The organism is Lonsdalea populi, from assembly GCF_015999465.1.
In the GTDB taxonomy this organism is placed as follows: domain Bacteria; phylum Pseudomonadota; class Gammaproteobacteria; order Enterobacterales; family Enterobacteriaceae; genus Lonsdalea; species Lonsdalea populi.
Map to the genome: position 1 here is coordinate 3,796,283 of NZ_CP065534.1, position 11,806 is coordinate 3,808,088.

Annotated in this window: 11 protein-coding genes; all 11 read left to right on the forward strand. The window is 53.9% G+C overall.

Annotated elements, in window-relative coordinates; all coding sequences use genetic code 11:
• Positions 1–10: 10 nt before the first annotated feature.
• Entirely contained in the window at positions 11–1,552 is a 1,542-nt protein-coding gene (atpA, locus tag I6N93_RS16855; RefSeq protein WP_085687761.1) for a F0F1 ATP synthase subunit alpha, read from the forward strand.
• Positions 1,553–1,604: 52 nt separating this feature from the next.
• Entirely contained in the window at positions 1,605–2,468 is an 864-nt protein-coding gene (gene atpG / locus I6N93_RS16860; RefSeq protein WP_085687759.1) for a F0F1 ATP synthase subunit gamma, read from the forward strand.
• Positions 2,469–2,515: 47 nt separating this feature from the next.
• Complete coding sequence (gene atpD, locus I6N93_RS16865; RefSeq protein ID WP_085687758.1) at positions 2,516–3,898, forward strand: F0F1 ATP synthase subunit beta; 1,383 nt, start codon at positions 2,516–2,518, stop codon at positions 3,896–3,898.
• 29 nt (positions 3,899–3,927) lie between these two features.
• Positions 3,928–4,341, forward strand: a complete 414-nt coding sequence (locus I6N93_RS16870; protein ID WP_026738603.1) for a F0F1 ATP synthase subunit epsilon — start codon at positions 3,928–3,930, stop codon at positions 4,339–4,341.
• Between the two features lie 268 nt (positions 4,342–4,609).
• Positions 4,610–5,980 carry a bifunctional UDP-N-acetylglucosamine diphosphorylase/glucosamine-1-phosphate N-acetyltransferase GlmU gene (gene glmU, locus I6N93_RS16875; RefSeq protein ID WP_085687756.1) on the forward strand — a complete coding sequence of 457 codons (1,371 nt, stop codon included), beginning with the start codon at positions 4,610–4,612 and terminating at the stop codon, positions 5,978–5,980.
• Between the two features lie 251 nt (positions 5,981–6,231).
• Positions 6,232–8,067: a glutamine--fructose-6-phosphate transaminase (isomerizing) gene (glmS, locus tag I6N93_RS16880; RefSeq protein WP_085687754.1), complete on the forward strand. Its 1,836-nt coding sequence runs from the start codon at positions 6,232–6,234 to the stop codon at positions 8,065–8,067.
• Between the two features lie 317 nt (positions 8,068–8,384).
• Positions 8,385–8,777 (forward strand): hypothetical protein, encoded by a 393-nt coding sequence (locus I6N93_RS16885; RefSeq protein ID WP_085687753.1) that lies wholly within the window; start codon positions 8,385–8,387, stop codon positions 8,775–8,777.
• Between the two features lie 60 nt (positions 8,778–8,837).
• Positions 8,838–9,920, forward strand: a complete 1,083-nt coding sequence (locus I6N93_RS16890) for a methyltransferase (protein ID WP_085687751.1) — start codon at positions 8,838–8,840, stop codon at positions 9,918–9,920.
• A 57-nt stretch (positions 9,921–9,977) separates the two neighbouring features.
• On the forward strand, positions 9,978–10,706 hold the full coding sequence (locus tag I6N93_RS16895) for a beta-ketoacyl synthase chain length factor (RefSeq protein ID WP_085687749.1): 729 nt from the start codon (positions 9,978–9,980) through the stop codon (positions 10,704–10,706).
• The gene (locus I6N93_RS16900; protein WP_085687747.1) at positions 10,699–11,487 is read left to right on the forward strand and encodes a lysophospholipid acyltransferase family protein; all 789 of its coding nucleotides are present in this window, start codon (positions 10,699–10,701) and stop codon (positions 11,485–11,487) included. Before I6N93_RS16895 ends, I6N93_RS16900 begins: the two co-directional genes overlap by 8 nt.
• 33 nt (positions 11,488–11,520) lie before the next feature.
• Complete coding sequence (locus I6N93_RS16905) at positions 11,521–11,805, forward strand: phosphopantetheine-binding protein (RefSeq protein WP_085687745.1); 285 nt, start codon at positions 11,521–11,523, stop codon at positions 11,803–11,805.
• The last annotated feature ends 1 nt before the right edge of the window (position 11,806 follow it).

Consider the following 11,806-nt stretch of genomic DNA (forward strand, 5'->3'; position numbering starts at 1 on the left):
GGACTGGAGCATGCAACTGAATTCCACCGAAATCAGTGAACTGATCAAGCAGCGGATTGCTCAGTTCAATGTTGTGAGTGAAGCTCACAACGAAGGTACTATCGTTTCCGTCGGTGACGGGATCATCCATGTACACGGTCTGGCCGACGTCATGCAGGGGGAAATGATTTCTCTGCCCGGCAACCGTTATGCCATCGCACTGAACCTGGAGCGCGACTCCGTGGGGGCAGTGGTTATGGGTCCCTATACGGACCTGGCCGAAGGCATGAAAGTCAAATGTACCGGCCGTATTCTGGAAGTGCCGGTAGGCCGTGGCCTGCTAGGCCGAGTGGTCAACACTCTGGGTGCGCCTATCGACGGTAAAGGTCCGGTAGAGCACGACGGCTTCGCGGCCGTTGAAGCGATTGCGCCGGGCGTAATCGAACGTCAGTCTGTCGACCAGCCAGTGCAAACCGGTTACAAATCCGTCGACGCGATGATTCCTATCGGCCGCGGTCAGCGTGAGCTGATCATCGGCGACCGTCAGACCGGTAAAACCGCGCTGGCCATTGACGCCATCATCAATCAGCGTGATTCCGGCATCAAATGTATCTATGTCGCTATCGGTCAGAAAGCGTCCACTATTTCCAACGTGGTTCGCAAACTGGAAGAGCATGGCGCGCTGGCTAATACCATCGTGGTGGTAGCTACGGCATCCGAATCTGCCGCTTTGCAATACCTGGCGCCTTATGCCGGTTGTGCGATGGGTGAATATTTCCGTGACCGCGGCGAAGACGCGCTGATCATTTACGATGACCTGTCCAAACAGGCTGTCGCTTATCGTCAGATTTCTCTGCTGCTGCGCCGTCCGCCGGGCCGTGAAGCATTCCCGGGCGATGTGTTCTATCTGCACTCCCGCCTGCTGGAACGTGCTGCGCGTGTTAACTCGGAGTACGTAGAAAAATTCACCAATGGTGAAGTGAAGGACAAAACGGGTTCTTTGACGGCGCTGCCTATCATTGAAACTCAGGCTGGTGACGTTTCCGCGTTCGTTCCGACCAACGTTATTTCCATTACCGATGGTCAGATTTTCCTGGAATCCACCCTGTTCAACGCCGGTATTCGTCCTGCTGTTAACCCGGGGATCTCCGTATCCCGTGTGGGTGGTGCGGCTCAGAGCAAGATCATGAAGAAACTGTCCGGGGGGATTCGTACCGCGCTGGCACAGTATCGTGAACTGGCGGCGTTTTCTCAGTTTGCTTCCGATCTGGATGATGCAACGCGTAAACAGCTGAATCACGGTCAGAAAGTGACTGAACTGCTGAAACAGAAACAGTACGCGCCGATGTCCATCGCGCAGCAGTCTCTGGTGCTGTTCTCCGCAGAGCGCGGTTATCTGGAAGACGTTGAGCTGTCTAAAGTGGGAAGCTTCGAAGCGGCGCTGCTGGCTTATGCTAGCCGTGAGCACGGCGAACTTCTGCAGCAGATCGACCAGACGGGTGCTTATAACGATAAAATCGAGGGTCAATTCAAAACTATCCTCGATACCTTTAAAGCAACCCAGTCCTGGTAATTGCCGCGGTCTGCCGAGAGGCGGACCGCTAGGCTATTGAGGAGAAGCTAAGATGGCCGGCGCAAAAGAGATACGTAGTAAGATCGGAAGCGTCCAGAATACGCAGAAGATCACTAAAGCGATGGAGATGGTCGCCGCTTCCAAAATGCGTAAATCGCAGGATCGTATGGTGGCCAGCCGTCCTTATGCTGAAACTATTCGCAAAGTGATTGGTCACCTTGCGTTAGGTAATTTGGAGTACAGACATCCATACCTGGAAGAGCGCGAAGTTAAGCGCGTCGGGTATTTTGCGGTGTCTACAGACCGTGGCCTGTGCGGCGGCTTGAATATTAACCTGTTCAAAAAGCTTCTGGCCGAGATGAAAGAGTGGGGCGACAAGGGCGTAGAAAGCGATCTGGCGCTGGTCGGTTCGAAAGGCGTCTCTTTCTTCAATTCCGTTGGCGGAAACGTTGTCGCTCAGGTTACTGGTATGGGCGATGCCCCCAGCCTGTCCGAATTGATCGGGCCGGTAAAAGTCATGCTGCAGGCCTATGACGAAGGTCGTCTGGACAAGCTGTATGTGGTGAGCAACAAGTTTATCAATACCATGTCTCAGGAGCCTCAGGTTGTTCAATTACTGCCTCTGCCCCCGGCGGAAGACAGTACGCTGAAGAAAAAATCCTGGGATTATCTGTATGAACCGGATCCTAAGTCGCTGCTGGATACACTGTTGCGCCGTTATGTGGAGTCTCAGGTTTATCAGGGCGTCGTAGAGAACCTGGCCAGCGAGCAGGCCGCGCGAATGGTTGCGATGAAGGCCGCCACCGATAACGGCGGTAATCTGATTAAAGAGCTGCAGTTGGTATACAACAAAGCTCGTCAGGCCAGCATCACTCAGGAACTCACCGAGATCGTCGGGGGAGCCTCCGCGGTTTAAGCTAGGTTTACGAATTACGTATTGTCGAATTACGTAGAGGATTCAAGATGGCTACTGGAAAGATTATCCAGGTAATCGGCGCCGTGGTGGACGTCGAGTTCCCTCAGGATGCCGTACCGAAGGTGTACGATGCGCTTGAGGTTGAAAACGGTGCTGAAAAACTGGTGCTGGAAGTACAGCAGCAGTTAGGCGGCGGCGTTGTTCGCTGTATTGCAATGGGTTCTTCAGACGGTCTGCGTCGCGGCCTGGACGTTGCTAACCTTGGTCACCCTATCGAAGTGCCGGTAGGTAAAGCGACGCTGGGTCGTATCATGAACGTACTGGGCGAGCCGGTCGACATGAAGGGCGATATCGGCGAAGAAGAGCGTTGGGCTATCCACCGCGAAGCGCCGGATTACGAAGATCTGTCCAACTCCCAGGAACTGCTGGAAACGGGTATCAAGGTTATCGACCTGATGTGTCCGTTCGCCAAGGGCGGTAAAGTCGGCCTGCTTGGCGGCGCCGGTGTGGGTAAAACCGTCAACATGATGGAACTGATTCGTAACATCGCTATCGAGCACTCCGGTTACTCCGTGTTTGCGGGGGTGGGGGAACGTACTCGTGAAGGTAACGACTTCTACCACGAAATGAACGAATCCAACGTTCTGGATAAAGTGTCCCTGGTGTATGGCCAGATGAACGAGCCGCCGGGTAACCGTCTGCGCGTGGCATTGACCGGTCTGACCATGGCGGAGAAATTCCGTGATGAAGGTCGCGATGTTCTGCTGTTCATCGATAACATCTACCGTTACACGCTGGCCGGCACCGAAGTGTCCGCACTGCTGGGCCGTATGCCTTCCGCGGTAGGCTACCAGCCGACGCTGGCGGAAGAAATGGGTGTGCTGCAGGAACGTATCACTTCTACGAAAACCGGATCCATCACGTCCGTACAGGCCGTTTACGTCCCAGCGGATGACTTGACCGACCCGTCGCCAGCCACCACCTTTGCTCATTTGGATGCAACCGTGGTACTGAGCCGTCAGATCGCGTCTCTGGGTATCTACCCGGCCGTTGACCCGCTGGATTCCACCAGCCGTCAGCTGGATCCGCTGGTTGTCGGTCAGGAACACTATGATGTGGCTCGTGGCGTGCAGTCCATTCTGCAGCGTTACCAGGAACTGAAAGACATCATCGCGATTCTGGGTATGGACGAACTGTCTGAAGAAGACAAACTGGTCGTATCCCGTGCTCGTAAGATCCAGCGCTTCCTGTCTCAGCCGTTCTTCGTGGCAGAAGTGTTCACGGGTTCTCCGGGTAAATTCGTCTCTCTTAAAGAGACCATCCGTGGCTTTAAAGGCATCATGGACGGAGAATACGACCACCTGCCGGAACAGGCGTTCTACATGGTGGGTTCCATTGACGAAGCCGTGGAAAAAGCCAAGAAACTGTAACGCCTTGATAGGAGGGTGACATGGCTGCTATGACTTACCATCTGGATGTCGTGAGTGCGGAACAGGCAATGTTCGCCGGCCTGGTACAGAAAATTCAGGTGACCGGTAGCGAAGGCGAGCTGGGGATTTACCCTGGTCACGCCCCCCTGCTGACGGCCATTAAGCCTGGTATGGTGCGTATTGTTAAGCAACACGGTGATGAAGAGTTCATCTACCTGTCCGGTGGTACCCTTGAGGTACAGCCGAACGCGGTCACCGTTTTGGCTGATACCGCCATCCGTGGGCAGGATCTTGATGAAGCGCGGGCTTTGGAAGCGAAACGCAAGGCTGAAGAGCATATCCGTAGTTCACATGGTGACGTGGATTATGCTCAGGCCTCTGCTGAACTGAGCAAAGCCATTGCTAAACTGCGCGTTATCGAGCTGACCAGAAAATCGATGTAACAGAGACAGTCTCCAAAAAGCCGGCCGGTTTTTACCTGCTGGCTTTTTTTATACCCGTGATCCGGGCGATGTTGAGGGGAGCAACACCTGAAAGCGTCGCAAAATGGACACATTCGAGGAGGAATATGCCATTTAGTCGGTGTTATCTCGCAAAATGAGACCAAGCAGGATTTTTCGCTGAAAAATATGTAGTAATCCGGTGTAATAATAGGGTTAACTTTCATTCGTCCCACTTAGTGGGCACCAATCAGTTTCAGTCAGGATACCTATGTCGAACAGTGCTATCAGCGTCGTTATTCTTGCCGCCGGCAAGGGGACGCGCATGTATTCCGATCTTCCCAAAGTTCTCCACCCGCTGGCCGGTAAACCGATGGTTCAACACGTGATTGATACCGCCATGAAGGTGGGTGCCGAGCGCGTTCATCTGGTCTATGGCCACGGCGGCGATCGCCTGAAAAAGACGCTGTCCGGCGAAGCGCTGAACTGGGTGTTGCAGGCCGAACAACTGGGGACGGGACATGCGATGCAGCAGGCGGCGCCAGCGTTTACCGATGACGAAGATGTCCTGATGCTGTATGGCGATGTGCCGTTGATCTCCGAAGCGACGCTGAAGCGTCTGGTGCAGGCGAAGCCCGAGGGCGGTATCGGCCTGCTAACCGTAAATGTGACCGATCCTACGGGATACGGCCGGATCGTGCGGCAGGATCAAGAGGTGGTCGGCATCGTGGAACATAAAGATGCCAGCGAGGCGCAGCGTGAAATCGGCGAAATCAATACCGGTATTCTGGTGGCGGGCGGACGCGATCTGAAGCGCTGGTTGAGCCAGCTGACCAATAACAATGCCCAGGGCGAGTACTACATCACCGATATCATCGCGTTGGCCGCTCAGGAAGGACGCTGCGTTGCAGCGGTACACCCTGAGTGTGCCAGCGAGGTGGAAGGCGTCAATAACCGTCTCCAGCTGGCGCGTCTGGAGCGCATCTATCAGCAGGAACAGGCGGAGAAGCTGCTGCTGGCAGGAGTGATGCTACAGGATCCGGCGCGCTTCGATCTGCGCGGCAACGTGACGTTTGGCCGCGACGTCACCATTGACAGCAACGTCATCCTGGAAGGTCAGATCACGCTGGGCGATCGCGTCACGATCGGCGCAGGCTGCGTGATCAAAAACAGCGTCATTGGTGATGACTGCGAAGTCAGTCCATACTCCGTGCTAGAAGACGCCGTGCTGGAAGCGAAATGCACTATCGGTCCTTTTGCGCGTCTGCGACCTGGCGCCGAGCTGGCGGAAGGCGCTCATGTCGGCAACTTCGTTGAAATGAAAAAAGCCCGCTTGGGTAAGGGTTCCAAAGCGGGTCACCTGACTTATCTGGGCGATGCCGATATCGGCTCGAACGTGAATATCGGCGCCGGCACCATCACCTGTAATTATGACGGAGCCAACAAACATCAAACCATCATCGGCGACGACGTGTTCGTGGGCTCTGATACCCAACTGGTAGCGCCGGTTCGCGTCGGCAAGGGAGCGACCCTCGGCGCCGGCACCACGGTGACTCGCGACGTCGGCGAGAACGAGCTGGTGCTCAGCCGTGTCCAGCAGACTAATATTGCGGGCTGGCGGAGGCCGGTGAAAACACAGTAAATCGCAGCAGCAATGGCGGCTGATGTGCGCCATTGTCGAACAGAGCATCCCGTCTGAACAGGGGCGGGATGGGTAATGTCTTGATGAAAGACGGTTTTGTCCTGCATTTTCACGTTGATGCGCGAACTCGCAGGCCAAAACATAATAATTCCCCACTCTACAAGGCTCGGGGAGCCCGGAATGAACCGGATTAATCAGGTCAAAGACTTCATCGGTGACACAGTATGTCGCCTTAATAGGAATACCATTGTATGTGTGGAATTGTAGGCGCAGTCGCGCAACGAGATATTGCTGAAATCCTGCTGGAAGGGTTACGCCGTCTGGAATACCGAGGCTACGATTCGGCCGGTCTGGCGGTGGTCGATAACGAAGGGCATCTGACCCGTCTGCGTCGTCTGGGTAAAGTTCAGATGCTGGCCCAGGCGGCGGATGAACATCCGCTGCACGGCGGCACCGGGATCGCCCATACGCGCTGGGCGACGCATGGCGAACCATCGGAAGCGAATGCGCATCCGCATGTGTCTGAAAACATCGTCGTGGTGCATAACGGCATCATTGAAAACTATGAGCCGCTGCGTGAAACGCTGATCGATCGGGGCTTTCAGTTCGTTTCCGAAACGGATACGGAAGTCGTCGCGCATCTAGTGCGCTGGGAGCAGAAAGAGAAGGGCGGTTCGCTGATTGATATCGTCAAGCGCGTCATTCCTCAGCTGCGCGGCGCTTACGGCATGGTGCTCATGGACCGCCGCGATCCCAACGTTCTGGTGGCCGCGCGTTCCGGCAGTCCGCTGGTCATTGGCCGCGGCGTAGGAGAAAACTTCATTGCTTCCGATCAGCTGGCGTTATTGCCGGTGACGCGTCGCTTTATCTTTCTGGAAGAGGGAGATATCGCCGAAATCACTCGCCGTAAGGTACGTATTTTCGATCGTCACGGTGCGGAAGTGACGCGCGATGAGATTGAATCCAACGTGCAGTACGACGCCGGCGACAAGGGTACCCACCGGCATTACATGCAGAAAGAGATTTATGAACAGCCTCTGGCGATCAAAAACACGCTGGAAGGCCGTTTCAGCCACGGCGAGATCGATCTATCCGAACTGGGAGCGCATGCAGACGAACTGCTGTCGAAAGTCGAGCATTTGCAGATTATCGCCTGTGGAACCTCCTACAACTCTGGAATGGTGTCCCGCTACTGGTTTGAGTCGCTGGCCGGTATTCCGTGCGATGTTGAAATCGCTTCCGAATTCCGTTATCGCAAGCCGGCGGTGCGGCGTAACAGCATGATGATTACGCTGTCCCAGTCTGGGGAAACCGCCGATACGCTGGCGGCGCTGCGTTTGTCGAAGTCGCTTAGCTATCTGGGCTCGCTGGCGATTTGTAACGTGGCCAGCTCGTCGCTGGTTCGCGAGTCCGATTTGGCGTTGATGACCAAAGCCGGCACTGAAATTGGCGTGGCGTCGACCAAGGCTTTCACCACTCAGCTGACGGTATTGCTGATGCTGGTGGCGCGCATCGGGCGTCTGCGCGGTATGGATCCTCAGGTCGAGCACGACATCGTACACGCGCTACAGGCCTTGCCTGCGCGTCTGGAGCAGATCTTATCCCAGGATAAGCTGATTGAATCGCTGGCGGAAGGCTTCTCCGACAAGCACCACGCGCTGTTTCTGGGGCGTGGCGACCAGTATCCGATAGCGATGGAAGGGGCGCTCAAGCTCAAAGAGATCTCCTATATTCACGCGGAAGCCTACGCTGCCGGTGAGTTGAAACATGGTCCGCTGGCGTTGATCGATGCGGATATGCCGGTTGTGGTGGTCGCGCCCAACAACGATTTGCTGGAAAAACTCAAATCCAACATTGAGGAAGTCCGTGCTCGAGGCGGCGAACTGTATGTCTTCGCGGATGAAGAAGCGGGATTCACCTCGGACAGCGACATGATGAAAATCATTTCTCTGCCGCATGTGGAAGATGTGATTGCCCCTATCTTCTACACCGTGCCGCTTCAGCTGCTGGCTTACCACGTTGCCTTAATAAAAGGGACGGATGTCGACCAGCCGCGTAACCTGGCTAAATCCGTCACCGTTGAGTAATTAAGCCTGCCTCGTCGGCCAGAGAAATCATGTTCATATTCTCTGGCTGACGTTATTTTCCCCTTTTATTTTATTCCGTTATAAATATTTCCGCCCCGCCGCCGTTTTAATCCTTACTGCCTTGATGACTTTTTTTATTTACGTTTGGCCGGTTGTTTAGTGAGCGCTCGTTCGACTGAATTATGATAATTTTTGTAAAAAAGTTACATTTTTGGGTAATATGTGCGCAGTGATGCGTGTTCTTTTTTTCGGCTTCGCATCCATGACTGCCGTTTTGAATCAGGCAGACCAAATGGTGAAATTCTTACAGGGATTCTATGAAAAAGTTTCGTATTTTAGCCGCGTGTCTGGTGTGTCTCTTTACATTAGTGGGTTGTTCATCCAGGAGCGCTTATATTCTGAATGTGAATAAACCCATTACCGGCCATTACACCATCGACCAGGTAAAAACAGCCATTCTTCAGGCGGGTCAGCAGCGTGAATGGATTATGACGCCGGTCTCTCCTGGCGTGATTAATGGTCATATCGACCAGCGCGGTCATATTGCGGATATTCGCATCAACTATTCGACCAGTAGCTACTCCATCAACTATGTCAGCAGCCAGAATCTTAAAGCGGGCAATGGTAAAATCCATCGTAATTACAACCGCTGGATAAATAATCTGGATCGGGAAATTCAATTGCGTCTGTCAGCTCAACTTATTAAATAATCATCTGGGCCGGACAAATTTATTCGGCCTGTTATTTTTATTTATTTTCAGGGGAATGCTGTGTCTTACGGATACGATAAAGATAATCTCAGCGCCTTAGACGCAATTACCGAAGCTCAGCGTATCGCCTTTGCCCCCCTGTTGTTTCAGGCGGCGGTCAATTTGCGAGATTACGGCATTTTGCCTTTTCTGGACGAACGCGGACAGACAGGCGCCTCGCTGAATGACATTATTTCCGCCGTCGATTTAAATCGTTATGCTGTGGAGCTTTTGCTGGACGCAGGATTGAGCGGTCGCCTCGTTTACCTGAAAAATGATCATTATTTCCTGACCAAAACAGGGCATTACCTTATTCGTGATCGTATGACGCGGGTGAATATGGATTTTACCCAGGACGTTTGTTATCAGGGCATGTTCTATCTCGATAAGGCCTTATCAGAAAACAAGCCGGCGGGATTACGCGTTTTTGGCGATTGGCCGACGATCTATCCGGCTTTGAGCGTGTTACCACCGAAGGCGCGGGAAAGTTGGTTTGCTTTCGATCACTTTTACTCGGATGCGGCGTTTAAAGCTGCGTTGCCCTACGTGTTTCAGTATGGTCCCCGGCAGTTGTATGACGTGGGTGGCAATACCGGTAAATGGGCGATGTTGTGCCATGACTACAATCCGGATGTCCACATCACTCTGGTCGATTTACCTGAACAGATAGCGTTAGCGAAAACGGCCGTGGCGCAAGCCGGTAAGTCCGGCCGCATCAGCGGCATGGCCGCCGACATCCTTTCTGACGATGCTTTGCCGACAGAGGCCGATATCTGGTGGATGAGCCAATTTCTCGATTGCTTCAGCGAAGAGCAGATTGTGTGGATTTTATGCAAGATCACGCGGAGTATGCAGCCGGAAGCCAGGATTTGCATTCTGGAAATATTCTGGGATCGACAGAAATGGGAAGCGGCCGCATTCAGCCTCAATATGTCGTCGCTTTACTTTACCTGTCTTGCCAACGGTAACAGCCGTTTCTATGCCGCGAAGCGCTTTATACCGTTGTTGGCTCAGGCGGGGCTGGACGTGGAACAACAGGTCGACAATATCGGCGTGGGACATACGTTATTGGTCTGTAAAAAAGCCGCTGCATCAATTAATTAACGTCAGGGAAAGCCGGTAGTTTCGACACGATAAATACCGAAAAGAAGAAAACCAAGTATGAATTTTGCTTTTACACTCCTTGACTGGCAGGCGAGAGCGCCGGGCTTAAATGATTTTACCGACTGGCAGCGCTGGGCGAAAACGCCCTGTGCCATCGATCCTGAGCAACCCGTGGGCAAATGCCGTCATCTGCCGATGATGACGGCGAGACGTCTCAATAGCGGTAGCCGGCTTTCGGTCGACTGCGGATTGTCTCTGTTACAACAGCATGGCGGCGACGCCGTCGTATTTACCAGCCGTCACGGCGAACTGGAGCGTAACCTGCGCATCCTGCTGGCGCTGTCGCAGCAGGAAAGCCTGTCTCCTACCGACTTCACGATGTCTGTGCATAACTCCTCGGTGGGAAGTCTGACTATCGCCGCCCGATCATCGTTAGTGTCGACGTCGATTGCGGCAGGGCTGGACTCCTTTCAGCAGGGGCTACTGGAAGTCGCCGCACTGCATAAGGCGGGATATCGCCATGTCGTGCTGGTGGATTTTGATGGCGCGGTGCCTGCCTTTTTCGACGATAAACTGCCGGAACAGGTGCCGCGTTACCCTTATGCCGTTGCGCTGCTCCTGGCTCCCGGCGATGACCTGACGTGTGCATCCTCTCCTTTAAGTGTGGCGGAAGAGCCTGGAACGCCCCAAAGTCTGCAATTTTTGCAGGCGGTATTAGCGCAAAAAAAGACATTTAACATTGAGGGCGCCAACGTCAGCTGGCAGTGGAAGGCGCGCTATGAGTGATGATGCTATTGCGCCAATGGCTCCCTCTTCCTGGCTAAACCGAGGCTGGCGGCTGGCGATGACCGGCTTCTGTTTCGGCATGTTCAGCCTGGGCGGACTGCTGCTTTCGCTGGTGTGGTTCAACTTACTGCTGCTTATGCCCTGCGGCGCACTATGCCGCCGGCAGCTGGCGCGTCGCAGCATCTCCGCGAGCTTTCGGTTTTTCCTCTGGTGCGTTCGTACATTGGGCGTGCTGGACTACAAAATAGAAGGGGGGGAAACGCTCAGGAGAGACCGCGGTTGTCTCGTTATCGCCAATCATCCCACGCTGATCGACTATGTCATGCTGGCGTCGGTCATGCCGGAAGTGGATTGTCTGGTGAAGGCCGAGCTGTTGAAAAATGTGTTCTTTCGCGGGGTCATCCGTTCGGCGGACTACCTGATCAACAGCCAGTCCTATACCTTGCTGCCGGAGTGCGAACGGCGCTTGAAGCGCGGAGAGGCCATCATGATTTTCCCCGAGGGAACCCGAACCGACCCCGGGCGGCCGCTGGTGTTGCAACGCGGTGCGGCAAATATCGCCGTTCGCTGCGGCTGCGATCTCCGCATCGTCCATATTCGTAGTACCCAGCAGACGCTGGGTAAACACGACCGCTGGTACCACGTTCCCCGCATAAAACCGTTGTTGACCGTCACGGTTCAGGATCGCATTAGCAGCCAGGATTTTGTCGGACAGGGCGACGAACCCTCTTTGGCCGCGCGACGCCTGACTCGTTTTTTACAAGATTCGTTAACGCTTTAATTTCATTATTATTCAAAAAAACAGGTATGAGTTATGGATAGTCTTTTCATTGAAATCAAACAAATGATGATTGATGCACTGAACCTCGAAGAGGTAAGCGTTGATGAGATTGAGACCGATGCGCCGTTGTTTGGCGACGGGCTCGGTTTGGATTCTATTGATGCACTTGAACTAGGGCTGGCGGTTAAAAATCGTTATGGCGTCGTGCTCTCTGCAGAAAGTGAAGCGATGCGTCAGCATTTCTTCTCTGTCGCCACTCTGGCTGCGTTCATCACCGCGCAGCGTTCAGTGAATTCTGATGATAAAACAATGGGTTAAT

What these genes read in the sequence shown, in the direction of transcription:
- atpA (WP_085687761.1), top strand. Translation starts at nt 11, where the DNA reads ATGCAACTGAATTCCACCGAAATCAGTGAACTGATCAAGCAGCGGATT.
- atpG (WP_085687759.1), top strand. Translation starts at nt 1,605, where the DNA reads ATGGCCGGCGCAAAAGAGATACGTAGTAAGATCGGAAGCGTCCAGAAT.
- atpD (WP_085687758.1), top strand. Translation starts at nt 2,516, where the DNA reads ATGGCTACTGGAAAGATTATCCAGGTAATCGGCGCCGTGGTGGACGTC.
- I6N93_RS16870 (WP_026738603.1), top strand. Translation starts at nt 3,928, where the DNA reads ATGACTTACCATCTGGATGTCGTGAGTGCGGAACAGGCAATGTTCGCC.
- glmU (WP_085687756.1), top strand. Translation starts at nt 4,610, where the DNA reads ATGTCGAACAGTGCTATCAGCGTCGTTATTCTTGCCGCCGGCAAGGGG.
- glmS (WP_085687754.1), top strand. Translation starts at nt 6,232, where the DNA reads ATGTGTGGAATTGTAGGCGCAGTCGCGCAACGAGATATTGCTGAAATC.
- I6N93_RS16885 (WP_085687753.1), top strand. Translation starts at nt 8,385, where the DNA reads ATGAAAAAGTTTCGTATTTTAGCCGCGTGTCTGGTGTGTCTCTTTACA.
- I6N93_RS16895 (WP_085687749.1), top strand. Translation starts at nt 9,978, where the DNA reads ATGAATTTTGCTTTTACACTCCTTGACTGGCAGGCGAGAGCGCCGGGC.
- I6N93_RS16900 (WP_085687747.1), top strand. Translation starts at nt 10,699, where the DNA reads ATGAGTGATGATGCTATTGCGCCAATGGCTCCCTCTTCCTGGCTAAAC.
- I6N93_RS16905 (WP_085687745.1), top strand. Translation starts at nt 11,521, where the DNA reads ATGGATAGTCTTTTCATTGAAATCAAACAAATGATGATTGATGCACTG.